A 25621-nucleotide genomic window follows, 5' to 3' on the forward strand; every position below is an offset into this window, starting at 1 on the left:
CGGGCTTTTTCTTGGGCGATGCACTCAGTGACCGCTGAGCACCTGCACCACGGTCGGGTCCTTGAACACCCGGGTCAGGGCATCGCTCAGGACGTCGCTGACCAGCTTGGTGTTGGCCTCGGCATTGGGCGCCATGCCGAAACGCTGGTCCAGGCTCGCGCTATAGCGGCCCCGGTAGCTGCGCTGACTGTTGCCCACATCCACCTGGAAGGTGGCCCCGACATTGGACGAGGTGACGTACAGCTCCTTGGGCGACTGGTAGCTCAGATCGGCCAGGGTCAGGGTCAAGCGGGGTACACCCGGTCCGGCGTTGGGCGAGGGGGTGAAGCCCATCTCACGCACGGCCTTGTCGGCGGCGGCCTGCAGCTGGGGAAGCACGTTTTGCGTTGGGACCACCACCACGCTGGTGTCGGGATAGAGACCGCCGCGGGTACCCAGGGTGAAGGAGGAGCGACCGTCGACCACCCGGACCATGACCGGCTGGCCCTGGCCAACCGGAGCGATGGGCGCGGTGAGCTGGGGTTGCGGACTCAATTGCTGGGGGCTGCTGGCACAACCGACCAGGGTCAGACCAGCGGCGGCGAGCAGGCCAAGCAACAGGCGATAGCGCATGCAAAGACTCCGGAAGAAAGGGACAGGGCGCAGTATACCCAGCCCCCTACCGGCGTCGATAGACCAGGAAACGCCGGCACGAGGCCGGCGTTCGTCAGGTATCGCCTTAAGGCTGGGCGGCCAGGGGCGGCCGCGTCTGGCTGTGCTCCAGCCAGCCACCGCCGAGCGCCTTGTACAGGGTGACCGAGCTGTTGAGCTGATTCAGTCGATCGGTGATCAACTGCTGCTGGGAACTGTACAGCGAGCGCTGGGCGTCGAGTACCGTGAGGTAGTTGTCGATGCCCTGGCGATAGCGCAGGTTGGCCAGGTCGTAGTACTCCTGACTGGCCTGTACCAGGTCCTGCTGGGCCTTGAGCTGATCGTCATAGGTCCCCTTCGCGGCCAGGGCATCGGCCACTTCGCGGAAGGCGGTCTGGATCGACTTCTCGTAGGTGGCGACGTTGATGTCCTTCTGGATCTTGGCCGCATCCAGGCTGGCCTTGAGGCTGCCGGCGGTAAAGATCGGGATGTTGATGCTCGGCGAGAAGGTCCAATAGCCCGAGCCGCCCTTGAACAGGCCATCCAGATCACGGCTGGCGGTACCGCCCTGGGCGGTCAGGCTGATGCGCGGGAAGAAGGCGGCCCGCGCCGCACCGATATTGGCGTTGGCGGCGCGCAATTGCAGCTCGGACTGGAGGATGTCCGGGCGCTTCTGCAAGAGATCCGACGGCAGGTTGGCCGGTAGTTCGGCGAGCAGATCGTTGCCATCCAGGCCCTTGCCCTGCGGCAGGTCCGCCGGAATCGAGGTGCCCAGCAACAGGGTCAGGGCATTGCGATCCTGGGCCACCTGGCGGGTGTATTGCGCCAGGTTCGCCCGCGCCCCTTCCAGGGCGGTACGCGCCTGGCGCAGGTCCAGGCCGCTGGCCACACCGTTGTCCACGGTCTGTTGGGTCAGGTCGTAGGAGCGCTGGTAAGCCGCCACGGTCTCGCGGGTCAGTTGCAGCATGCGCTGGTCGGTAAGCCAGGCGTAGTAGGCATTGGCCACTTCCGACACCAGCGAGATCTGGGTGCTGCGGCGCCCTTCGGCGGTGGCGAAATAGTTGAACAGCGCCTGCTCGCTGAGGCTACGCAGGCGGCCGAACAGGTCCAGTTCGTAGGAGGTGAAGCCCAGGGTGACGCTGTACTGGCTGCTGATGCTGCCACCCCCGCCACCGCCCGCACCGTTACCGCTGTTGCCGGCCAGTAGTTCGCGGATGGCGGAGACCTGACTCAGGTCCTCCGGCTGGCGGGTCCGGGTACCGGTACCCGTCACGCCGATGTCGGGAAAGAGTTCGGCGCGCTGCACCCGGTACTGCGCCTGGTATAGCCGCACGTTCAGCGCGGCCTGGCGCAGGTCGCGGTTGTTGTCCAGCGATAGCTGGATCAATCGCTGCAAGGCCGGGTCGCGATAGAAGTCGCGCCAGCCGATGTCGGCGGCCTGCTGGTCGCGGTTCACCGTCAGGGCGTCGTAGGCCTGGCCGTGGGGCCAGGCATTCTCGACCGGTGCGTTGGGTCGTTGGTAATCGGGGATCAGGCTGCAGCCGGAAACGGCCAGCGTACCCATGATCACCGCCAAGACAGACTTCTTCATATCAATGCCCTTCCTTGTCATGGGCTTCCTGCTCCCTGGTGGCCTGGTCCTTGAACAGACTGCTGACCACCACGTAGAACATCGGAATCCAGAAGATCGCCAGCACCGTGGCGGTCAGCATGCCGCCGATCACCCCGGTACCGACCGCGTGCTGGCTGCCCGAGCTGGCACCCGAGGAGATCGCCAGCGGTACCACGCCCAGGATGAAGGCCATGGAGGTCATGAGGATGGGGCGCAAACGCATCCGCGCGGCTTCCACCGCGGCGTCGACGACACTCTTGCCGCTCTCGTGCAGCTCCTTGGCGAATTCCACGATGAGGATGGCGTTCTTCGCGGCCAGGCCGATGGTGGTGAGCAGGCCCACTTTGAAGAAGACGTCGTTGCCCAGACCGCGGAAATAGGTGGCGGCGATGGCGCCCACTACCCCCAGCGGTACCACCAGGATGACCGCCACCGGAATCGACCAGCTCTCGTAGAGCGCCGCCAGGCAGAGGAACACCACCAGGATCGAGAGCATGTAGAGGTAGAGCTCCTGGGAGCCGGCCAGGCGTTCCTCGTAGGACAGGCCGGTCCAGGCGACACCGACGCCCTGCGGCAGGTCCTTGGCCATGCGCTCGATCTCGGCCATGGCATCGCCGGAACTGTAGCCCGGCGCGGCCGAGCCGAGGATTTCCACCGAGGAGACCCCGTTGTAGCGCTCCAGCTTGGGCGAGCCATAGGTCCACTCGCCCCGGACGAAGGCCGAGACCGGCACCATCTGGCCCGAGCCATTGCGCACGTACCACTTGTCGAAGTCCTGGGGATTCATCCGCGAACTGGCTTCACCCTGGACATACACCTTCTTCACCCGACCGCGGTCGATGAAGTCGTTGACGTAGCTGGAGGCCCAGCCGATGGACAGCGTCTGGTTGACGTCGCTCTGGGACACGCCCAGGGCCCGCACCTTCTCGTCGTCGACGATGAGCCGGTACTGCGGCTCGTCGTTGAGGCCGTTGGGCCGGGTCTGACTGAGCTTGGGATTCTGCGCCGCCATGCCGAGCAACTGATTGCGCGCGGCCATCAAGGCCTCGTGGCCAACGCCGCCCTGGTCCTGCAGATAGAAGTCGAAACCGGTGGCATTGCCCAACTCCATCACCGCCGGCGGAACGACGGCATAGATGATGGCGTCCTTGATCTGCGACAGATAGCCCATGGCCCGACCGGCCACGGCACTGGCACTCTCATTGGCTGCCGTCCGCTGGTCCCAAGGCTTGAGCTGGACGAACGCCAGGCCCGAACTCTGGCCGCGACCGGCGAAGTTGAAGCCGTTGACGGTGAACATCGAGCTGATGGCGCCCGGATCGTTCTTCATCATCGTCTCGCGCATGGTGTCGAGCACCTGCTGGGTGCGCTCGGCCGAAGAACCCGGTGGCGTGGTGACCTGGACGAAGATCACGCCCTGGTCCTCTTCCGGCAGGAAGGAGGTCTGCACCCGGGTGAACAAGAAGGCCATCACCGCGACGATCGCCAGGTAGATCAGCAGGAAGGGCACCTTGTGGCGGACTACCGCAGCCACGCTACGCTCGTAACGGTGCTGGCCCTTCTCGAAGGTACGGTTGAACCAGCCGAAGAAGCCGCGCTTCTCGTGATGTCCCTTTTCCACCGGCTTGAGCAAGGTGGCGCAGAGTGCCGGCGTGAGGATCAAGGCCACCAGTACCGACAACACCATGGACGAAACGATGGTGATGGAGAACTGGCGATAGATCACCCCGGTGGAACCACCAAAGAAGGCCATGGGCACGAACACCGCCGACAGCACCAGGGCGATACCCACCAGGGCGCCCTGGATCTGGCCCATGGACTTGCGGGTGGCCTCCTTGGGCGACAGCCCCTCTTCGGCCATCACCCGCTCGACGTTTTCCACTACCACGATGGCGTCGTCCACCAGCAAGCCGATGGCCAGCACCATGCCGAACATGGTCAGGATGTTGATGGTGAACCCGGCGGCCAGCAGCACCGCGAAGGTGCCCAGCAAGACCACGGGTACCGCGATGGTGGGAATCAGGGTGGCCCGGAAGTTCTGCAGGAACAGGAACATCACCAGGAACACCAGCAGGATGGCCTCGCCCAGGGTCTTGACCACCTCGTGGATGGAGGCGGTCACCACTGGCGTGGTGTCATAGGGATAGACCACCTCCATGCCGGCCGGCATGAACGGCTTGAGCCGGTCGATGGTGGCGCGTACCGCCTTGGCGGTGTCCAGGGCGTTGGCCCCGGTGGCCAGGCGCAAGGCCATGCCGGACGCCGGCTTGCCGTCGAACTGGGCATCGATGGCGTAGTTCTCGCCGCCCAGCTCGATCCGCGCCACGTCACGCAGGCGTACCTGGGAGCCGTCCTGGTTGACCTTGAGGAAGATCTTGCCGAATTCCTCCACGCTGGTCAGACGGGTCTTGCCGATGATGGTGGCGTTGAGCTGCTGACCCGGGACCGCCGGCAGGCCACCGAGCTGACCGGAGGCGATCTGCACGTTCTGGCTCTGGATGGCGCTGGTCACGTCGGTCGGGGTCAACTGGTACTTCACCAGCTTCTCCGGATCCAGCCAGATACGCATGGCGTACTGGGCGCCGAACACCTGGAAGTCACCGACCCCGCTGGTCCGCGCCAGGGGATCGCGCAGGTTGGAAACGATGTAGTTGGACAGGTCCTCCTTGGTCATGGAGCCGTCCATGGACACCAGGCCCACCACCATCATGAAGTTGCGCTGGTACTTGGCCACGCGCATGCCCTGCTGCTGCACTTCCTGCGGCAGCAACGGGGTGGCCAGCTGCAGCTTGTTCTGCACCTGGACCTGGGCGATGTCGGGATTGGTGCCCTGGTTGAAGGTCACGATGATGGTCATGCTGCCGTCGGAGTTGGACTCCGAGGAGATGTACCTGAGGTTGTCGATCCCGTTCATCTGCTGCTCGATGACCTGGACCACGGTGTCCTGCACCGTCTGCGCCGAAGCGCCCGGGTAGGTCACCTGGATCGAGACCGCAGGAGCGGCGATGTTCGGGTACTGGTTGATCGGCAGATTGATGATCGACAGGATGCCGGCGAGCATGATCACCAGGGCGATTACCCAGGCGAAGATGGGCCGGTCGATGAAGAACTTGGACATCAGGCGCTCCCCTTACTGACCCTGACCCGCCGGCGGCTGGCCGGCGGAGGCGACATTGCTCGCCGGCGTGGCGGTGACGGTGGCACCGGGGCGGACCTTCTGCAGGCCTTCGGTGATGACCTTGTCACCCGGCTTGATGCCCTCGGTGACCAGCCAATCGCTGCCAACGGTACGCTCGGTCTTGAGCACCCGCTGCTCCACCTTGCCCTCGGCGTTCACCACCATGGCGGTGGGCTGGCCCTTGATGTCGCGGGTCACGCCCTGCTGGGGTACCAGCAAGGCATCCTGACGCACCCCGGCCTGCAGCCGGGCGCGCACGAACATGCCGGGCAGCAGCAGCTTGTCGGGGTTGGGGAATTCGGCGCGAATCACCACCGAGCCGGTGCTCGGGTCCACCGAGACCTCGGTGAATTTCAGCTTGCCGGGCCGGCTGTAGGCACTGCCGTCTTCCAGCACCAGCTTGACCTGGGCGGCCTCTTCGCCCTGCACCCGCTGCAGCTGGCCGTTATCCAGTTCGCGGCGCAGACGCAAGAGATCGGTGGCGGACTGGGTCACGTCGACGTAGATGGGATCGAGCTGGGTGATGCTGGTCAGGGCGCTGGTCTGGTCGGCGGTGACCAGGGCGCCTTCGGTCATCATCGAACGGCCGATACGGCCGGAGATGGGCGCGGCGACCTTGGTGTAGGCCAGATTGATCTCGGCGTTGCGCAGGGCCGCCTTGGCCGATTCCACCTGGGCCTCGTTCTGCCGCTGCACGGACAGGGCGTCGTCGGCTTCCTGCTTGCTGATCGCCTGGTCCTTGACCAGGGCGGCGTAGCGCTGCGCCTTGAGCCGGTTGGAGGCCAGGGTGGCCTGGGCCTGGGCCAGGGAGGCCTTGGCCGAGTTGACGTTGGCCTCGTAGGTACGCGGATCGATCTGATAGAGCTGCTGGCCGGCCTTGACGTCACCGCCCTCGATGAAGTTGCGCTTGAGCAGGATGCCGCTCACCTGGGGGCGAACCTCGGCGATACGGAAGGCCGAGGTGCGGCCGGGCAGTTCGTCGGTCAGCGTCACGGTGCGCGGTTCGATGGTGACCACGCCGACTGCGACCGGCTTCTGCTGCTGTTGTGGCTGTTCCTTGTTCTCCTGCTTGCCACAGGCGCCCAGGGCCAAGGCAATGGCCAGCAGGGCGGGAGCGAAATAGGCATGCGCCGGCTTGATCTGCATATCAGAAGTCCTTGAAAGCGGGGTAATGAGCATGCGCAGCGCGCCTTGTGGATTCGCACCGGCTCGAACGTAGAAAGTTATTATCAGACCAATATACTTACGTTCACGACTGTTTGTAAATAACCCAAGCGCTCCGCTCGGGTATCCGCCGCGGCGATCCGACTGCTTTTGACAGTTTTTCGATACACATTGAACGATCAGCTCCGAGCGAGCGACCTCGGTAGCAGACCATGAGGCCGAAGGCGAGTTCTGCTACGGGGTTCACACGGGTGACCAGCCGGTCGGCAAAAACGATCACGCAGAAAAATGCCGGACGAATCCGGCATCTTGGGGTACCGCCTGGAGTCGCCGTGTTACTGGCGAATACCTTCGAAGGACATCATCAGCTCCACGTCCTGGGACTTCGGCCCGAGGTCCTTCTGGATGTTGAAGTCCTTCAGCTTGAGGGTGGTGGTGCCCTCGAAGCCAGCGCGGTAGCCACCCCAGGGATCCTTGCCTTCGCCCAGGAAGTGAGCCTTGATGACGACCGGCTTGGTCACGCCGTTCAGGGTCAGGTCGCCCGCGACGTCGGCGGTGCCTTCGCCGGTGGGGGTGACCTTGGTCGATACGAAGGTGGCCTGCGGGTGGGCGGCGACGTTGAGGAAGTCGGCACTGCGCAGGTGTTTGTCGCGCTCGGCGTGGTTGGTGTCGACGCTATCGGTGTTGATGGTCACCTTGACCTTGTCGGCAGCCGGATCCTTGGGATCGAAGGTGAAGGAGCCGTCGAAGTCCTTGAAGGTACCGTACAGCCAGCTGTAGCCCAGGTGCTGGATACGGAACTGGATGAAGGCATGCTGGCCTTGCTTGTCGATCTTGTAATCGGCGGCCATGGCCTGGCCAGCGCCCAGCAGAGCGGCGCCCAGGGCCAGGGCGGCAACGGTTTTCTTCAGCATTGGATAAAGCTCCGTGTGGTGGGGGTAAGAGGCGATCAATGTGGCGTATGGACCCGGCCGAGCATCCGGACCAGGGTGCCGTCGCGGTCGACGAAGTGATGCTTGAGCGCGGCCAGCACGTGCAGACCGGCCAGGACGATCAGCGTCCAGGCACACCAGAGATGGACCTTGCCGGCGATATCGGCCTGGTCCTGCAGGCCGCTCAGGGTGGCGGGAACCCTGAACCAGCCGAACACATCGATGGCCACGCCATCGGCGGTGGAAATCAGGTAGCCGGCCACCATCACGGTGAGCATCAGCCCATAGAGCAGCAAATGGCCGGCACCCGCGGCGCGGCGCACCAGGGGGCTGCCCTCGACCGGTGGCGGCGGACTGACCAGGCGCCAGAGCAGGCGCAGCACCAGGGCGATCAGCAGCAGAATGCCGGCGCTCTTATGCAATTCGGGGGCGGTGTGATACCAGCTGTCGTAGTAGTCCAGGGTCCGCATCCACAGGCCGGAGGCGAACATGGCGATGATCGCCAGGGCCATGACCCAATGCAGAACCAGACTGACCAGACCGTAGCGGAGGCCGTCGTTGCGCCAGTGCATCGCTTTTCTCTCCTGAAAAAGCCTGGCTTAAGACTAGCGGCAAACGTATCGAATGAAAGCGGAAAAACTATCGACCCAATATCGAAGGAATCGATGGATCAGACGCCACCCCAGAGCGGCGCCCGATCCATCGGCGACGCCGCGGGACGGGCGCCTGCGGTCAGGCGGGGATCAGAACGACCAGTGGAACAGCTTCCAGAAGAAGCCGTGCTCGCTGCTGGCCTTGGCCGGCGCGGCCTCGGCGGCCTTGGGCGCAGCGGCCGCCGATTGCGCCGGCGCCTTGGTATCGGCACCGGCGACCAGCGGAACCACGGCCTTGCCGGCCTTGAGGTCGCGGACCTGCTGCGCAGCGCGCTGGCCACTGGCCAGCGCGCCTTCCAGGGTGCCCGGGTGCAGCGGATCGGTGTGCTCGCCAGCGAAGATCATCCGGCCAGCCGGCTTTTCCCACAGCCGCCAGTAGCGGGTGATCTGCCCCGGACCATAGGCCAGGTAGGCCCCGCCCACGCCCGGATCACGGCTGTAGCGGCGTACCTCGTAGCCGGAGAAGGCGCCGCGCGCCTTGGGATAGAAGGCATGGAAGCGGATCAGTACCTGGTCGACCATCTGCTTGTCACCGAAGGCCTGCACCAGCCGCGCGCTGTCGCCGGTCAGGTTGACCAGCACATTGGCGCCGCCCTTCACGTCCGGCTCGACCCACAGCATGCCCAGGCCCTGGTCGCTGTAGATCTCGCCGCTCATGCGCGACTTGCTGTCCCACACCGGGGTCTTGAACTTGAGCAGGATCTGGTCGCGCCAGCCGTAGGTGGTGCCCTTGATCGCCGCCTGCTGGGTGGCGTCCAGCGCCGGGGTCATCTGCACCTGGCCGAGGGCGCGCAGCGGCACCGCCATGACCACGTAATCGGCCTTGTAGCCACTATTGCCGGTCTTGACCGTCACCCCGTCCTTGTCCTGGACGATGCTCGACACCTTGTTGTCGGTCTTGATCGTCTTGATCTGCTTGGCGAAGGCCTGGGCCAGCACCTCGCTGCCACCGGGCAGGCGGGCGGCGCGCAGGTCCTTGTCGTCGACGCCGCGATAGACGCGGGTCTGCTGGGCCAGGTAGAGCAACGACAGCCGCGAGGGCTCGTCGTAGCGGGTACGGATGCGCTGGTTGATCAGCTGACGCGCCAGCGGCGGCAGGTTCTGCTTGTCCAGCCAGGTGGCGGCGTTGATCTGGTCGAGGGCGTGCAGGGTCGGGGTGGCGATGGGCTGCAGCGGATCGCTGATGGCGGCGGCCAGGTCGTCCAGCGACTTGTCGACGCGCTTGAGCGCATCGGCCACGGCCGGCAGCTTCTGCGCCAGGTCGTCCTGGGAGAAGTACTGGCCTTCGATCAGGTAGCCTGGGGTACGCACGAAGGACGGCGCGTCCACGGTCTTGAGCTTGAAGGTGTCCAGGTAATGGTTGAGCACCGGCTGGGCCTTGGTGTCGCCGATCCATTCGCTGGAGGCCAGGCCCGAGCGACCGCCCACCCGCGGACCGGCTTCCAGCAGGGTCACGTTCCAGCCGGCCTGCTGCAGTTCATAGGCCGAGGCCAGACCGGCCATGCCGCCGCCGACCACGATCACCGAGGGACCGCTGGGCGCGGCTGGGGCGGCAGCGGTCTTTTCCGGTGCCTTGTGTGCCTCTTTGTGCGCTTCTTTATGCGCCTTCTCGGCGGCGCCTACGCTCAGGCTGGTGGCGAATACGCCGGCTGCCAAGCAGACGGTAAAACCTGTCCAACGCGACGACATCTTTTCTAGACTCCTGGGACCGGGAAACAGCGGTGGCGCAGCATACGCGAGCGGCCTCGGAGCAACCAGACGCCGCCACGACCGGCAATCGGCCCGCGCCTTGCTCCGGTCGTGCGGCCTGACTTAGGCTTGCGCCCCCTTTTGCAGCCGGGCCAGCGCCGGGAGACCGCCATGACCAATCACGACTGGATGCGCCGCGACCTGGAGGTGCTCTGGCACCCCTGCACCCAGATGAAGGATCACGAGCAGTTGCCGGTGATCCCGATCCGTCGCGGTGAGGGCGTCTGGCTGGAGGACTTCGACGGCAACCGCTACCTGGACGCCGTCAGCTCCTGGTGGGTCAACGTCTTCGGCCACGCCAATCCGCGCATCAACGACCGCATCAAGGCCCAGGTCGACCAGCTGGAGCACGTCATCCTCGCCGGCTTCAGCCACCAGCCGGTGATCGAGCTGTCCGAGCGCCTGGTCGCCCTGACCCCGGCTGGCCTCGAGCGGGTGTTCTATGCCGACAACGGCTCCTCCTGCATCGAGGTGGCGCTGAAGATGAGCTACCACTACTGGCGCAACGTGGGGCAGCCGGAGAAGCGTCGCTTCGTCACCCTGACCAACAGCTACCACGGCGAGACGGTGGCGGCGATGTCGGTAGGTGACGTGGCGCTGTTCACCGAGACCTACCAGGGCCTGTTGCTGGATACCCTCAAGGTGCCGAGCCCGGACTGCTACCTGCGCCCCGAGGGCATGGGCTGGGAAGAGCACTCGCGGCAGATGTTCGCGCACATGGAGCGCACCCTGGCCGAGCATCACCAGAACGTCGCCGCGGTCATCGTCGAGCCGCTGATCCAGGGCGCCACCGGCATGCGCATGTACCACCCGGTCTACCTGCGCCTCCTGCGCGAGGCCTGCGACCGCTATGGTGTGCACCTGATCCACGACGAGATCGCCGTGGGCTTCGGCCGCACCGGGACGATGTTCGCCTGCGAACAGGCCGGCATCCGCCCGGATTTCCTCTGCCTGTCCAAGGCCCTCACCGGCGGCTACCTGCCGCTGGCCGCCTGCCTGACCACCGACGAGGTCTACCAGGCCTTCTACGCCGACTACGACACCCTGCGCGCCTTCCTGCATTCCCATAGCTACACCGGCAATCCGCTGGCCTGCGCCGCCGCCCTGGCGACCCTGGACATCTTTGCCGAGGACGACGTCATCGTGGCCAACCAGCCGCTGGCCCGGCGCATGGCCGAGGCCACCGCGCACCTGGTCGACCACCCCCAGGTCGGCGAGGTGCGTCAGACCGGCATGGCCCTGGCCATCGAGATGACCGCCGACAAGGCCCGCCGCACGCCCTACCCCTGGCAGGAAAGACGCGGCCTGGCCGTCTACCAGCACGCCCTCTCCCGCGGCGCCCTGTTGCGCCCACTGGGCAACGTGGTCTACTTCCTGCCGCCCTATGTGATCACCCCGGAGCAGATCGATTTCCTCGCCGAGGTGGCGACCCAGGGCATCGACCTGGCCACCCGTACCTCGGTCAGCGTCGCCCTGAGCGACCTGCACCCCAACCACCGCGATCCCGGCTGATCTGGAGCCTGCCATGCGTCTCACCCGCTGCCATCTCGACCTGCCCCTGGCCCTCGGCCGCCTGGAGCTGCCCGAAGCCCAGGCCCACTACCTGGGCCGCGTGCTGCGCCTGGCGCCGGGGGATGCCGTGCAACTCTTCGACGGTAGCGGCCGCGAATACCTCGGCCAGGTCGCCGAGGTGGGCAAGAAGACCCTGAGCGTGGAGCTCACCGAAGAACTGGCTGGCCAGCCCGATTCGCCGCTGCAGATCCACCTCGGCCAGGGCCTGTCCCGTGGCGAGCGCATGGACTGGGCGATCCAGAAGGCCACCGAACTGGGCGTGGCCGAGATCACCCCGCTGGTCAGCGAACGCTGCGAGGTGCGCCTCAAGGACGAACGCGCCGACAAGCGCCTGCAGCACTGGCGCCAGGTGGCCATCAGCGCCTGCGAGCAATGCGGGCGCTCCAGCGTGCCGCTGATCCATCCGCCGCAACTGCTGAGCGATTGGCAGGCCAGCGTGGCCGCCGACCTCAAACTAGTGCTGCACCCGGTGGCCGAACCCCTGGAAAGCCATGCCCGCCCCACCCGCCTGGCGCTGCTGATCGGCCCGGAAGGCGGCTTGAGCGATGCCGAGGTCACCGCGGCACGCGCCGCTGGCTTCCAGCCCGCACGCCTGGGGCCGCGGGTGCTGCGCACCGAGACCGCCCCGGTGGTGGCCCTGAGCGTGGCCCAGCAACTTTGGGGTGATTTCCAGACCCCGTGATCTGTACGAGCGATCGCTGCCGTGCGGCGGTCCAACCCTTCCCCAACGGATAGTTTCGGAGCCTTGGATGACCCTGCCCTCGCGTCCCTACGCCGCCTTCCTCTTCGACATGGACGGCACCCTGCTCACCAGCGTGGCCTCCGCCGAACGCGCCTGGAGCACCTGGGCTCTCGGCCACGGGCTAGACCCGGCGGCCGTCCTCGCCGTCATGCACGGCGTGCGGGCGGTGGAGACGGTAAAACGCTTCGCGCCCGCGGGGGCCGATATCGCCGCCGAGGTCCAGGCCATCACCGAGCTGGAGATCGCCGATGTCGCCGACATCCAGGAAATCCCTGGCGCCGCGGCCTTCCTCGCCGGCCTGCCAGCCGGCCGTTGGGCGCTAGTGACCTCCGCCTCGCGCCGTCTGGCCGAGGTGCGTCTCGCCGCTGCCGGCATGGCCCTGCCACCGGTGATGATCTGCGCCGAAGACGTCACCCAGGGCAAGCCCGCGCCGGATTGCTTCCAGGCGGGTGCGCGCAAGCTGGGCGTGGACATTGGCGATTGCCTGGTATTCGAGGATGCCCATGCCGGCTTCGCCGCGGCCAAGGCGGCTGGCGCCGATGCCGTGGCCATTACCGCGACCCATCGCGAGCCGCTGGACCTGGGTCTGCCGACCCTTGAGGACTATCGCGGAGTGAGCGTCACCCTGGATGAAGGTGGCAAGCTGCGCCTCACCCAGCGCGGCTAGAACACACCCGCCGCCGCGAGTCGCTCTTCCACCCCGATCAGGTCGGGGATGCGCGCCGTGCCGCCTTCGTAGGCGACGGCGCCCAATTCCAGGGCGGCCAGGGGTACTTCGGCAGCGACCAGCTCCGGAGTGATGCGCAGCGAGCGCGGGATGCTGCGGATCAGCAGGGCGAGGAACCGCACCCGGTCGCGCCCACCCAGGGCATTGAGGATGGCCACGCGGGCATGGCGGTCACCATCGAATTGCGCGGCACTGCCACTGGACAGCGCCTCGAAGCTGATCAACGGCAGCCGCAGGTCGCGCCAGGCCACCTGGCCCAGGCACCACTCGGGTTGCACCGGTAGCGGACGGATCTCGCGGCACGGCACCAGTTCGGCCACCGCGGCGTTGGGCAGCAGCAGGGTGCGATCGGCCAGGGTCAACAGCAGACCGGTCAGGTGTTCGGCGGCGGGAGTGGCGGTCGGCATGGCGATGTCCTTCAGCTGTGCTGCTCGGCCAGTCGCGCCACCAGCGCTTCGGCCAGGCCGCGGGGATCGGCGGTAAAGGTCGCAAGACCGGATTCACGCAGGCTTTCCGGCATGCTGGAGGCGACGCAGGTGCTCGCCGACTGGGTCCACAGGGTGCCGCCGCGACGGCGTACGTAGGGCGCCGAAGCGGTGCCGTCGTTACCCATGCCGCTGAAGACGATGACGCCACAGCGCGCGCCGAAATGTTGCGCCAGGTTGAGCATCATCTGGCTGATCGAGGGGGTATAGGGCTCTGGCCAGGCCCGTTCGATGATCTCGAGGCTGCCCTTGGCGCTGAAATTGAGCTCCTGCTGCGTCGGCACCACCACCACCTCGCCACAGCGTATCGGCTCCCCCGGACGCACGCCCTGGATATGCCACTGGCTGTGGCGACCCACCGCGCGCAAGAGGCTGGCGGCGAAGCCATCGCCAATGTGCTGGGCATAGAGAAAGCCTACCGGTAGCCCACCGGGCAAGGCATCGAGAAACGCCTTCACCGCGGCCGGACCGCCGATGGAAGCGGCCAGCAACCAGACTTCGGGCGCCGGATCGCCAGCGGGCAGCGGCAGGTTGGCCAGCGGCTCGGGCAGGGTCAGGCGTGGCGGGCGTGGCTGATCCTGCAGCAGGCTCTCCAACCCCGGCCCGACCGCGGCGACCGGATCGCCGATCAGCCGCTTGAGTTTGCCGATCAGGCGTTTTTCCCACTGGGTGAAGGGATCGGTGAAGCGCTCCGGCGCCTGTCCCTCACCGAACAGGATGGGCACCTCGGCCTCCTCCAGCAGGATGTCCACCAACGGCGACTCCTCCGTCTGGCTCAGGTCGATCAACCACAGATCGGTCTCTACCCCGGGCCATTCGGCCTCGTCGAAGCGCTCGGGATCGCTGTTGAGGACTACGTTATAGCCATTGTCGGCCAGCACCTGTTGCAGCACATGGCGCTGCAGCGGGCTGTCGGCCAGGATGGCGACGCGGGCGGTAGGCATCTCAGTCATGTTCCCTGACCAGTCGATGAATATGAGCCAGGAGTTCACTCTCCTGGTAAGGCTTGCCCAGGTACTCGTCCACGCCCAGGCTGAGGGCGCGTTCCCGGTGCTTTTCTCCGGTACGCGAGGTAATCATCACGATGGGCAGATTTTTCAGGCGCGCATCGTGGCGGATCAGGGTGGCGACCTCGAAGCCATCCATGCGGGGCATCTCGATGTCCAGCAGCAGGATGTCCGGTTGGCGTTCCTGGAGCTGGGCGATGGCATCCACCCCGTCCTTGGCGGTGAAGACTTCCATGCCGTGACGCTCCAGCAGGCGGCTGGTGACCTTGCGCACCGTGACCGAGTCGTCCACTACCATGACCAACGCCGGGCGGGCGGCCTGCGTGGTCGATGGCAGGTTGAGCGCCAGCCGCGGGCCCTCGTCGGCACCTTGCTGGCTGCGGATCATGGCCAGCAGGTCGAGAATCACCACCACCCGACCGTCGCCGAGCAGGGTGGCGCCGGACAGTCCCGGCACCCCGGCGAACTGCGGCCCCAGGCTCTTCACCACGATTTCGCGCGAGCCGGCCACCGCATCCACCTGCACCGCCACGGCGTATTCGGCCGAGCGCACCAGTACCACCGGCAACGGCAGGCTCTGGCCGGTCAGCTTGGGATGCTGGCCATTGCCGAGCAGGTGACCGAGGTAGCGCAGGTCGTATTGCTGGCCGCCGTATTCGAAGGCGCCGGCCCCCGGACGGTAGTAGCGTTCGAGGTCGGCGGCGGTGATGCGCACGATGCCCTCGATGGTGTTCAGTGGTACGGCGTAGAGATCCTCACCGGCATGCACCATGAGCGCCCGGTTCACCGACACGGTGAACGGCAGGCGAATGGTGAAGCGCGTCCCCTCGCCCGGCACGCTATGGATATCCATGCTGCCGCCGAGTTGCTTCACCTCCTGGTGCACCACGTCCATGCCCACACCGCGCCCGGAAATCTGGGTGACCGTCGGCGCCGTGGAGAAGCCGGACTCGAGGATGAACTGCAGCAGCTCCTGATCGGCGAGCATCGCGTCTTCCGCCATCAAGCCGCGCTCGACCGCCTTGCGGCGTACGGCGTCCAGATCGATTCCGCGACCATCGTCGGCCAGGGTCAGGATGATGTCCCCCCCTTCACGCCGCAGATCCAGGCTGATGACGCCCTCGGCCGGCTTGCCGGCGCGCTGGCGTCCGGCGGCGTCCTCGATGCCGTGGTCGATGGCGTTGCGCAACATGTGTTCCAGCGGCGGGATGATCCGCTCGAGTACCGTGCGATCCAGCTCGCCCTCGGCGTTGCCCACCCGCAGCTCGACCGGCTTGTCCAGTTCGCCGCTGACCTGGCGGACCACCCGGTGCAGTCGCGGCAGCATGCGCTCGAAAGGCACCATGCGCGTCTGCATGAGGCTTTCCTGCAACTCGGTGTTGACCCGTGCCTGTTGCAGCAGCAGCGTTTCGGCATCGCGGTTGCGCTGGCCCAGGGTGTTCTTCAGATCCAGCAGGTCGGAGGCGGACTCGAACAACGCCCGGGACAGTTGCTGCAGCTGGGAGTAGCGATCCAGCTCCAACGGATCGAAATCCTCGTAGCCAACGCGGTCGACGTCCTCGTGGTGACGACTGATGATCTGCGCCTGGGTTTCGGTATCCAGACGCCGCAGTTGGTCGCGCACCCGCTCGATGGTGGCTTCCATCTCGCCCAGGGTGCTGCCGATATCGCTCACCTGCTGCTCGACGCGACCGCGGAAGATCGACGTCTCGCCCGCCAGGTTGACCAGTTGCTCCAGCAGTGCCGCCGGGACGCGCACCAACTCCTGGGAGGCGCGCCGCTGCGTCGCCTGCTGGCGGGCCTGCTGCAGGCGCTGGACGAAGGGCAGGACGGCGGGCGGAGCGCTGGGTGGCTCCGGCGCGACCATGACCGGCGCGATCTCGGTGGTTGCGGCGGGTTCGGGTGCCGTCTCGGGCGGGGTTTCGTCGATCGACTCGGCGGCCACGCTCTCGGGCGCGGCCGCACTGGCCATGCCGGATGCCTCGTCGCCCAGGGTCTCACCTGCCGGCAGCGCGGCGATGTCATCATCCGCCTCGAGCTCGCTTGGCGTCTCGGCAACCGCTGCGGCGGCCTGACCGGGTGCCGATAGCCGGGCAACGGCCGCTTGCAGCTGATCGACGCCCTTCACCGCCAGGTCGCGAACCTGGGTACCCTCACCCACCGTCGCTGCGAGCGAACGCAGTTCGGCCAGTTGCTGCTCGAGGCCGTGGGCCTGCTCGCCCAACTCATGCAGACCCGCCAGGCGCGCCCCCCCCTTGAGGGTGTGCAGGCAACGCAACAGTTCGTCCACCGCCAGGTCGGGCGCCTTGGCCCAGCGACTCAGGGCGCCGTCCATGCTGGCCAGCAGGTCCTGGGCCTCCTCGATGAAGATCTCGAGGATTTCCGCATCCGCGTCTTCGTCGAAGACCGGAGCGGCGGGAGCAGCGGGAGTGGCCGCGACGGCTCCGCTGGCGGCGACCGGCTGCTCACGGTAATCGCGCAAGGCCTCGATCAAGTCCCCGGCGGATTCTGGCGGCAAGCCCTGGGCGAGCGCTTCGAGCTGCTCGTGCAGGCGGTCATGGCAACGATGCAGCAGGCCCCCCAGGCTCGGCCCGGGCTTGATCCGGCCGCGGGCCAGCCCCTCGTAGAAGGCTTCCAGGGCGTGGGCGAGATCGCCGATAGCATCCACTTCGGCCAGGCGTGCACCGCCTTTGAGGGTATGCAGGTCACGCAACAGGGATTCCAGCTCCAGGCTATTGCGCGGATCGGCTTCCCAGGCCCGCAGCGAGGCAGCCATGCTGTCCAGCAGATCACGGCTTTCCTCGATGTAGATGGCCAGCAGTTCGGCGTCGGGCCCATCCTCATCGGGCAGGGCCGCCACTTCAGAGGGTGGCTCCGCGGCCGGCTCCTCAGGCAGGGCGGCACTGGCTTCCTCGGCCGGGCTCGGCTCGGTCTCTTGAGGCGCCGGAAGCTGCTCCACTACAGGCGTCAGGTCTTCGGGGTGTCCGGCCCGGATGCGCTGGAGTCTGGCGATGCATTCGACACAGTCGCTGACCGGCTGGTCTGCGGCCAATTCCTCGAGTTGTTCGGCCAGGCAGGCATGGGCCTCGCGCAGTGGAGCGCTCAATTCGGCGCCACCTGCGAGACGACCGTCGAGCAGGCCTTCGTAGATGGCATCCAGCTCCCCGGCCAGCGCGGCTACCGGGGCAATCTCGGCGAGGTGGGCACCGCCCTTGAGGGTATGCAGATCCCGTTGCAGGGTGCCGAGATGGAAAGGCTGTTGCGGCTCCACCAACCAGCGTTCCAAGGCGCGGTCGGCGCTATCCAGCAGATCCAGGGCTTCTTCCAGGAAGATCAGCTGGATTTCATGATCAAAGTCTTCCGGCGCGTCCGCTGCCGGCTCCGACGCCTCTGCTGCCGGAGCGTCCTCAGCCGCATCGTGCCGCTCTACGGATTCGCGACCGGCTTCGGTTTCAGGCTCAGGCTCGGCTTCGGCTTCGGCTTCGGCTTCGGCTTCGGCTTCGGCTTCGGCTTCGGCTTCGGCTTCGGCTTCGGGATCGACGTCGAGATCGAGCGCCGGTGCCACCGGTGTGGCGGCTTCGGCGTCGAAAGAGGATTCGGGCTCCGCCTCCGCCAGCAGCGCGGTCGCCATGATGGGCAGGTCGGCGAGGATACCCACCAGCAGGGCGCGCAGCGCCTCGATCCGCTCACCATAGGGCGTGGCCCGCATGCCACCGGCCAATTGGTTGAGCATGCTGATCAGGGCTTCCTGGGCGTCTTCCGCCTCGCGGAAGAAGGCGTCATCGGCGGGCAGCGAACCGCTGGCCACGGCGGCATAGACCGCCTGCAAGGCTTCGGCGAGCTGCTCCACATCGACCAGGCCGACCCGTGCAGCGCGGTCGGCGAAGGTGTTCAGGCGATCGGCCAGCAGATCCGCACAGGCCTCGGTCGTACCGGCCAGGCGCCAGGCGCTCAGACGCTCGTCCGCCTCCAGCAACAGGTCCATCGCTGGCATGAGGAAGTCATCCAGGCGTAGCGTATCGCCACGCTCCGGCACTGGCGCCTCGGGTACCGGCAAGGCTAGATTCAGCTGCTCCAGCAAAGTCTCGCATTCGGCGATCAGTTCCGGTGCCCCGGCCAGGGATTCGGCCAGGGTGCCGTCTTCGAGGGTCGCCAGTCGCCCTTCCAACAGGGTCGCACCGCCGTCCAGCACTGCTTGCTCCGGCGCGGCGAAAGGCACATGGGCGACCTTGTACTCCCTGGCCAGCCGCTCGAGTGCCGAGGCCAGCTCGGCCACGGGCGAACTACCGGCCATGTGGGCACTGCCTTTCAAGGTATGCAATGCCCGCAGGAGATTGTCGGATACCGGTAGGCTGGTATCGGCCTCGACGTGTTCCAAATAGCGGCGAACGGTCTCGAGATGGGCCTCGGCTTCGGTCCGGAAGATATCCAGCAACTGGGTATCAGCTTCACTGACGACCTCGTCCGGGGCCTGGGCAGCATCCTCGGTCTCGGCAAGCTCCACCTCGACCAGGGGCAGCTCCGCCAGCTCGGCAACGGCGGGCACCGCACTGCTGCGCTCGGGCAGCGCTTCGTTGCGGGCCAGGGCATGGGCCGCATGGGCCAGCCAGTCCACGTCGTCACGCTGGCGCTGACGCTGCTCGGCGTACTCCGTCACCAACTCCGGCAACAGCGCACAGACATCGTCCACCACCCTTTGCACGGCGGGACTATGGGCAACACTGTGGTCCAGCCGGCGATTGAGCAGATTCTCCAGCGCCCAGGCCAGCTCGCCGATGACCAGCGCCTGCACCATGCGGCCACTGCCCTTGAGCGTATGGAAGTTGCGCCGCAATTCGGCGAGGGCGGGCCGGGCCTCGGGATCGGCGTGCCAGACGGGTAACCAATGCTCCAGCTCCGCCTGGACTTCACCGGCCTCTTCGATGAAGACCTCGCGTAGTTCTTCCTCCACCGGCTCGGCATCGGCAGGAGGCGGCAGCAGCGCAAGCGGTACCTGCGCCGCCGGCGGATTGATGGGATCGACCGAGGCGGCCAACACCTCGGCGACCGAGCCCGGCGCCGAACTCGCCGGTGCCAAGGCCTCCAGCTCGAGCCCGGCCAACAACTCTTCGGACTCTTCGCTATCCGCGTGGTGGATGACCGGCGGCTCATGGTCGAGCACCGTCGTCTCGCTCGGAAGGTCGAGGATCAATGGCTCGTCTTCGGCGCTCGCCGCCTCGCTGAGCGGGAGAGGTTCCAGCCCTTCTTCCTGGCGCTCCTCGCCATCCGCGGCAGGCGACTCGGTGAACTCCCAGGACTCTTCGCCCCCGGTCTCCGAGACGTCCGGCAAGGGCGCGTCGAGCGTACTGGACGCCGGGGGAGCAGGCTCCAGCGGCGATTCGTCCGCCGCCGTCCTGGGCGGATAGCCCAGCGCGATCAGGCTTTCGTCGGCGATGTCGAGAATCATGTCGTGGGGCGTGGAGGGATCCTCGGCCAGCCGCTCCAGGTAATACTCGACGCTGGTGATGGCATCGGCCAGGGTGTCCAGGCTTTGCCAATCCGGCACCGCCTGCTTGCCCAGCAGCTGTTCACCGATGTAGTCGTTGGCGGCCTGCACCTGAGCGGCGGCCCGCTCCAGGGGGATCATCGCCAGACCACCCCGTACCTGGGTCAGCAACAGCGGCACCGGCTCCAGATGGACATGGTTCCACTGGGAGGCGATGAATTCGATGATGGCGTCCTTGGACTGCTCCAGCCCATTGCGCGCCTCACGAATCACCACCCGGTGCAACTGATCGATATCCGTGGTGGGCAGCCGGCTTTCCTCGGCATCCCCCGCCTCGTTGCCACTGACCATGCCGGCCAGGGTGGCCTCCACATAGAGCAGCGCTCCGGCGATATCCATCAGCGCGGCATCACTGGGATCGCGGATGCCCTCGGCCAATTCGCCGACGGCCTCGTACTGCTCGAGTACCACCTTGCGCGGTTGACCGAAACCCAGCACCGCCAGGGTATCGGCGATCTGCTTGAGCGGTGCCAGCAGGCCACGCAGGGTGGCGCTCTCGCCGCGGTCGCTGCGCACGAAGAGGTCGAGGCTGTCCTTGATCTGCACCAGTTCTTCGCAGAGCGCGGTGACCACCGAACGCATGGCCTCGCGATCCGGTCCCACGATGCGCGAACGCTCGAAGCCCACCAGTTCGGCATCCGGCAGTGCCTCGTCCAGGCGATAATGGGCCTTGAGCGCGGCGATGCGCGGACTCTGTACCGGCGCCTTGGCCAGATAGAACAGCATATTCTTCAGCAGGTCCGCCGGCGCCGGCTGATTGAGCGTCACCACACCATCCGTGATGAGGCGCTTCAACTCACGATCGAGCTGTCGCAACAGGCCGCGGATCGAGCTGCTGTTGTCCAACTCGCCGGCCTTGAGCAACTCGGTCAGCCCCGCGGCCACCGGCCAGAGCGCACCAAAGGGCGAGCCGGCGCAGAGCTGGTCCAGGCGTTCGAATACCCGGGACAGATAATCCAGGTGCAGCGGGACGTCATGGTCGCGGAACAGCCCGACCTGAGCGCCTTGCAGGGCCTGGCGCAACTTGCGCAGCCGCGGCAGCCAATCCGGCGACGCCCGGTCGGCCAGCTCCGCCTCGCTCAGCGACAGCGGGGTGGCGGACAGGTCGGGCGAGAACAGGCTGGTTTCCGACAGCAGCTTTTCGCCGCGCGCCGAACGCAGGTCGTTGAGCAACGGCAGAATGGCCAGCGGCAGGTCGCGCCGGGCTTCCAGCACCCGCTCGAGATAGGGCGGCACCTGCAGGATGGCCTGCATCAGCACTTCCAGCGCCTCGTCGGTACTGGTCACGCGCTCTTCGTAGAGCGCCTGCAGCAGCAGCTCCATTTCCTCGGCCAGCAGGGCGGCGCCGTAGAACTCCACCATCTGCAGGGTGCCGTAGACCTGGTGCACGTAGGTACGGCAAAAGCCCAGGCGGCTACGATCCTGCGGGTTGTCGACGAACGCCTCGAGCGCCTTGCGGGCCTGCTGCAAGGTCTCGGCGATCTCTCCCTTGACCCACTCGAGAGCTACGTAGTCGTGTCGATCGATCATCTCGGCTCCTGTCATGCCGGGCAGTCCGCCTGGCGGGTAAAGGCCAGGACCTCGGGATGCTCGACGGGTATCAGTTGCGGATGGCTCCAATTGCTCACCTCACCGACACCCAGAACCAACAGCCCACCCGGTGCAAGCCGCTGGACCAGCTGGTTGAGCAGGTCTCGACGCAGCCAGCGGCGGAAATAAATCAGCAAGTTCTGACAAAAAATGACATTGAGCCCCTGCAGCGGAGCCTGGCTCAGCTCCAGCACATTGAGCCGGGCGAAACACAGTCGCTCGGCCAGCCGGGGGCAAATCTCGAAGGCGCCGTCTTCGCGGGCCCGGAAATAACGCTCGCGCAACGGAGCGGGCACGCCATCCAGGCGCTGTTGGCTGAAGGTGCCCTGCCGGGCCTGACGCAGGGCCTCGCTGCTGATGTCCGTACCGGTCAGCGCGAACGTCATGGGGTGCTCCTGCCGGGATAATACTTCGGCGGTGCTGATGGCCATCGAAAACGCTTCCTCTCCACTGGCACAGCCTAGACTCCACAGCGCCAGACTGCCGCCTGCGGCAGCCTGGGCGAATTCACTCACGTAGGCTTCCAACAGGGCGAACGACGGCGGGTGACGAAAGAAACGGGTCGCCTGGATGGTCAGCCGGTCGAGCAGGCGAACCCACTCGATCCGGCCGCTGACTCCGCCGCAGACGATCCGGTAGTAGCCGTCGTAGTCCGCGATCCCCAACTCGCGCATGCGCGCGGCCAGGTGGATCTGCAGGAAACTGCGCTGGCGATCGTCCAGCACCATCCCGGCGCGCGATTCGAGCAGTTCCCGCCAACGCTGGAAATCCGCATCCGGCAGCTCGGGAGCACGGCACAACGCCCAACTCGACTCCCTTCCCACATCTCCCCCTCGCCACGCACCGCTGTGGCTGATGCGCTCAGCCCAGCGGCTGCTCGTTCGGCAGATTGAAACCCGATACCGAACGCCGCATCTCGCTCGCCAGCTTGGCCAGCTCGCCGATGCTGCGCGCCGTAGCGGTGGTACCGGCCGAGGTCTGCGAGGTGATCTCCTGAATGACGTTCATGGTGCTGGAGATGTGGCTGGCGGACGAGGATTGCTGCCGGGCGGCATTGGAGATGTTCTGGATCAGGCCGGCGAGGATCTGGGACACCTTCTCGATCTCCTCCAGCGCCACCCCGGCGTCCTGCGCCAAAGCGGCACCGCGCACCACTTCCGAAGTGGTCTGCTCCATGGAGATGACCGCTTCGTTGGTATCGGTCTGGATCGCCTTGACCAGGGCCTCGATCTGCTTGGTGGCGCCCGAGGAGCGCTCGGCCAGTCGCTGCACCTCGTCGGCGACCACGGCGAAACCACGACCAGCGTCACCGGCCATGGAGGCCTGGATCGCCGCGTTGAGGGCCAGGATGTTGGTCTGGTCGGCGATGTCGTTGATCAGGCCGACGATGTCGCCGATCTCCTGGGACGACTCACCCAGGCGCTTGATCCGCTTGGCGGTGTCCTGGATCTGCTCGCGGATGTTGTCCATGCCGATGATGGTGTTGTGCACCACCTGGTTGCCCTTGTTGGCGATGGCCACGGAGCGCTCCGCCACCGCGGTGGATTCGGAGGCGTTGGTGGATACCTGGTCGATGGACACGGCCATCTCGTTGATCGCCGCGGAAGCCCCGGCGATCTCCTGGGCCTGGTGTTCCGAGGCCTCGGCCAGCACGGTCGCGGTGTCCTGGGATTCCTGGGCGGCGGCAGCCACCTGCACGGCGGTCTGGTTGATGGTTTCCACCAGTTCGCGCAGCTGGTCGATGGAGTAGTTGATGGAGTCGGCGATGGCGCCGGTGAAGTCCTCGGTCACCGTGGCCTGCACGGTGAGGTCACCGTCGGCCAGGTCGGCGATTTCATCCAGCAAACGCAGAATGGCGGTCTGGTTGCGCTGGTTCTTCTCGTCGGTCTCGGCCAGGCGCCGGCGGGTGTCGCGCACCAGGATATAGCCGATACACAGAATGGCGCCGAGGGCGATGAACACCAGCAGATAGCTGCCCACGGTGTTGATCTTGCGGCTCTGGGCCAAGGCGGCGTAGCCGGCGTTCAGCTCGGACACGGAGCCGAGCAGCGCCTGGGAGCCGGTGTAGATCTGGCCCACGGCGGAGCGGATCTGCAGCAGCTCGGGCGAGGTGGCCAGGATCTCGTCGACGTTACCGGAGACGAATTCGAACAGCTTGTTGGCCTCGTTCAGCCGCCCGACCGCCTCGGGGTCGGTGACCTTGGCGATGCCCATGGAGGCATTGCCCTCACGCATGGCCTTCAGTACCCGGCCAAACAGGCTGGCGTCGCGGCCAAAGCTGTCGGCGGCCTGTACCGCGGCCTCGTCGCCGGTGAGGATCTTGTTGATCGAGCCCAGGATACGTTCGGCGAGCAGCGATTGGCGTTGAGCGACCACTACCTGACTGGCAGGGGCGCCCCGCTCGATCAGGATGTCGACGATTTCCTCGTTCTCGACCTGTAGCTGGGGGATGGTATCGGCCAGGGCGCTGGCGAGCTGGTGCAGCGACAGCACCGTCTGCTCGCTTTTCAGCATGGTATCGACCTGGCTACGCAAGGCGCTCCATTGCCCTTCCACGGTGTCCATGCGGGCGCCGAGCAAGGCTGGCGACGGCGGCAGCCCCGTCTGCGGATCGCCGTTACGCAGGATGTTCCAGCGCCGCTCGAACTCGGCCCGGGCCACGCGCAGATCCTTGAAGGCATCGGCCTTGCCGGTCGAGGCCTCGCTGGCGCTCTTGGCGAGCTGCTGCGAAAGAATCCGCAGCTCGGTCGCCTGGGCCTGGTATTGGCTGTCGTAGCCGGCCTGGGTGCTGAGGTAGGCGAAGTTGGCGAACAGCAGCACGATCGCGACGATCAGCACCACGAACATGCCCGCGACCCACGCGTTGAGTTTCCCGGTATTGAGTTTGTTCATCAGCGGCCCCCGCCTGGACCTTGGTTCCTTTAGTTCTATCCTTGTCGGCCGACGCGCTGCTTCGTTTGAAACCAGTCCGCGCCGCCCTACCCCCATCCGTCGGTGATGGCTCCTGCCATCCCGATGCCGATCCTACCTAGGTCGAGGTGAAGCCCTGGGCCTCACGCTGCAACGTCCATGAATTCGGGATGCGCAACCAGGGCCCGCGGGCTGCACACGAGCCATGGCACGTCGCGCTGGAAGATGCCTTCCAGAAAGAATTGCAGGCCCGGCGGCACGCTGTCGTCGTGCTCGCGATAGGCCCCGATGTCGAAATGCTGCATGCCCAGGACTTCGTCAACCGCCAATCCGACGAAGAGATCGCCGTGGTCGACGATCAGGATGCGCCGTTGCTTGCGCAGCGCCTGGATCTTCACCCCCAGAAACTGGCCGAGATCGGCGATCGGCAGCAGACGACCACGCACGTTGGCCACGCCCTTGAGCCAGGGTTTCACCCCGGGCAGCGCCGTGAAACGCGGCTCCGGCAGGATTTCGCTGACTTCTCCCATGGGGATCACGAAGCGCAATTCACCCAGCCGAAAGCCGATGCCACTCCAGGTCTGCTGGTTTTCCTGCTGCGCCGGCAAGCCCGCCGCGCGCTCGCGGCAACGGAGATCGATCAGGCGCAGGAGTTCATAGGGGGTGGTGGCGTCGCTCATAGGATTCCCTGCCCATCAGGGCGCAGCCGCGGAAAACGGACGTAAGACGTCAGCCCTGCAATACGCCAGCCAGGGTGCGCAGCAAGGTATCTTCGTCGATCGGCTTGGTCAGGTAATCCTTGGCGCCCTGGCGCTTGCCCCAGACCTTGTCGGTTTCCTGGTCCTTGGTGGTGACGATGACCACCGGGATGTGGCTGGTCTCGGCATCCTTGGTCAACTGACGGGTGGCCTGGAAGCCGTTGAGACCCGGCATGACGATATCCATCAGCACCGCATCCGGTTTCTCCTGCCGCGCCAGGGCGACGCCATCCGCGCCGTTCTCGGCCTTGAGCACCTGATGACCATGCTTTTCGAGCATGGCGGTGAGCTTGTACATCTCGGTGGGAGAGTCGTCGACGATCAGAATTCGAGCCATGAAAATTTCCTACTAGATTGAATCACCCGT

At 66.2% G+C, this 25621-nt stretch carries 17 protein-coding genes; 3 read left to right on the top strand and 14 right to left on the bottom strand.

Going from position 1 to position 25621, the window contains the following annotated elements; genetic code table 11:
- Positions 1-24: 24 nt before the first annotated feature.
- The 7 genes from FAZ11_RS03740 to FAZ11_RS03770 all read right to left on the bottom strand — a co-directional run bounded on the left by FAZ11_RS03740 (position 25) and on the right by FAZ11_RS03770 (position 9858).
- Positions 25-612 (bottom strand): YajG family lipoprotein, encoded by a 588-nt coding sequence (locus tag FAZ11_RS03740; protein WP_058766156.1) that lies wholly within the window; start codon positions 610-612, stop codon positions 25-27.
- Positions 613-718: 106 nt separating this feature from the next.
- Positions 719-2221: an efflux transporter outer membrane subunit gene (locus tag FAZ11_RS03745; protein ID WP_058766157.1), complete on the bottom strand. Its 1503-nt coding sequence runs from the start codon at positions 2219-2221 to the stop codon at positions 719-721.
- A 1-nt stretch (position 2222) separates the two neighbouring features.
- A complete protein-coding gene (locus tag FAZ11_RS03750) occupies positions 2223-5360 on the bottom strand; it encodes an efflux RND transporter permease subunit (protein ID WP_074529281.1) in 3138 nt (1045 codons plus the stop codon).
- Positions 5361-5372: 12 nt separating this feature from the next.
- Entirely contained in the window at positions 5373-6566 is a 1194-nt protein-coding gene (locus FAZ11_RS03755) for an efflux RND transporter periplasmic adaptor subunit (RefSeq protein WP_058762987.1), read from the bottom strand.
- A 353-nt stretch (positions 6567-6919) separates the two neighbouring features.
- The gene (locus tag FAZ11_RS03760; RefSeq protein ID WP_058766160.1) at positions 6920-7498 is read right to left on the bottom strand and encodes a YceI family protein; all 579 of its coding nucleotides are present in this window, start codon (positions 7496-7498) and stop codon (positions 6920-6922) included.
- 35 nt (positions 7499-7533) lie between these two features.
- On the bottom strand, positions 7534-8088 hold the full coding sequence (locus tag FAZ11_RS03765; protein WP_058762985.1) for a cytochrome b: 555 nt from the start codon (positions 8086-8088) through the stop codon (positions 7534-7536).
- Between the two features lie 171 nt (positions 8089-8259).
- On the bottom strand, positions 8260-9858 hold the full coding sequence (locus tag FAZ11_RS03770; protein ID WP_137279064.1) for a flavin monoamine oxidase family protein: 1599 nt from the start codon (positions 9856-9858) through the stop codon (positions 8260-8262).
- Positions 9859-10029: 171 nt separating this feature from the next.
- Between FAZ11_RS03770 and FAZ11_RS03775 the strand changes: the two genes are divergently transcribed.
- The 3 genes from FAZ11_RS03775 to FAZ11_RS03785 all read left to right on the top strand — a co-directional run bounded on the left by FAZ11_RS03775 (position 10030) and on the right by FAZ11_RS03785 (position 12899).
- Positions 10030-11430 carry an adenosylmethionine--8-amino-7-oxononanoate transaminase gene (locus FAZ11_RS03775; protein WP_058772782.1) on the top strand — a complete coding sequence of 467 codons (1401 nt, stop codon included), beginning with the start codon at positions 10030-10032 and terminating at the stop codon, positions 11428-11430.
- A 13-nt stretch (positions 11431-11443) separates the two neighbouring features.
- Positions 11444-12172, top strand: a complete 729-nt coding sequence (locus tag FAZ11_RS03780) for a 16S rRNA (uracil(1498)-N(3))-methyltransferase (protein ID WP_058772781.1) — start codon at positions 11444-11446, stop codon at positions 12170-12172.
- Positions 12173-12239: 67 nt separating this feature from the next.
- Complete coding sequence (locus tag FAZ11_RS03785; protein WP_058772780.1) at positions 12240-12899, top strand: HAD-IA family hydrolase; 660 nt, start codon at positions 12240-12242, stop codon at positions 12897-12899.
- On the opposite strand, the gene FAZ11_RS03790 is transcribed toward FAZ11_RS03785, so the two are convergent.
- The 7 genes from FAZ11_RS03790 to pilH form a co-directional block, all read right to left on the bottom strand.
- Positions 12896-13366 (bottom strand): chemotaxis protein CheW, encoded by a 471-nt coding sequence (locus FAZ11_RS03790; protein WP_058762980.1) that lies wholly within the window; start codon positions 13364-13366, stop codon positions 12896-12898. The genes FAZ11_RS03785 and FAZ11_RS03790 overlap by 4 nt on opposite strands.
- Positions 13367-13377: 11 nt before the next feature.
- Positions 13378-14397, bottom strand: a complete 1020-nt coding sequence (locus tag FAZ11_RS03795) for a chemotaxis protein CheB (protein ID WP_058766167.1) — start codon at positions 14395-14397, stop codon at positions 13378-13380.
- Positions 14390-21526: a hybrid sensor histidine kinase/response regulator gene (locus FAZ11_RS03800; RefSeq protein ID WP_137279063.1), complete on the bottom strand. Its 7137-nt coding sequence runs from the start codon at positions 21524-21526 to the stop codon at positions 14390-14392. The genes FAZ11_RS03795 and FAZ11_RS03800 overlap by 8 nt, the downstream gene beginning before the upstream one ends.
- Positions 21527-21537: 11 nt before the next feature.
- Positions 21538-22386 (bottom strand): CheR family methyltransferase, encoded by an 849-nt coding sequence (locus FAZ11_RS03805; RefSeq protein WP_081318332.1) that lies wholly within the window; start codon positions 22384-22386, stop codon positions 21538-21540.
- Positions 22387-22447: 61 nt separating this feature from the next.
- On the bottom strand, positions 22448-24478 hold the full coding sequence (locus FAZ11_RS03810) for a methyl-accepting chemotaxis protein (RefSeq protein WP_058762976.1): 2031 nt from the start codon (positions 24476-24478) through the stop codon (positions 22448-22450).
- Positions 24479-24639: 161 nt separating this feature from the next.
- Positions 24640-25176, bottom strand: a complete 537-nt coding sequence (locus FAZ11_RS03815) for a chemotaxis protein CheW (RefSeq protein ID WP_058762975.1) — start codon at positions 25174-25176, stop codon at positions 24640-24642.
- A gap of 49 nt (positions 25177-25225) precedes the next feature.
- Positions 25226-25591, bottom strand: a complete 366-nt coding sequence (gene pilH / locus FAZ11_RS03820) for a twitching motility response regulator PilH (RefSeq protein ID WP_007161680.1) — start codon at positions 25589-25591, stop codon at positions 25226-25228.
- Between the last annotated feature and the right edge of the window lie 30 nt (positions 25592-25621).

Source organism: Pseudomonas rhizoryzae, from assembly GCF_005250615.1.
In the GTDB taxonomy this organism is placed as follows: domain Bacteria; phylum Pseudomonadota; class Gammaproteobacteria; order Pseudomonadales; family Pseudomonadaceae; genus Chryseomonas; species Chryseomonas rhizoryzae.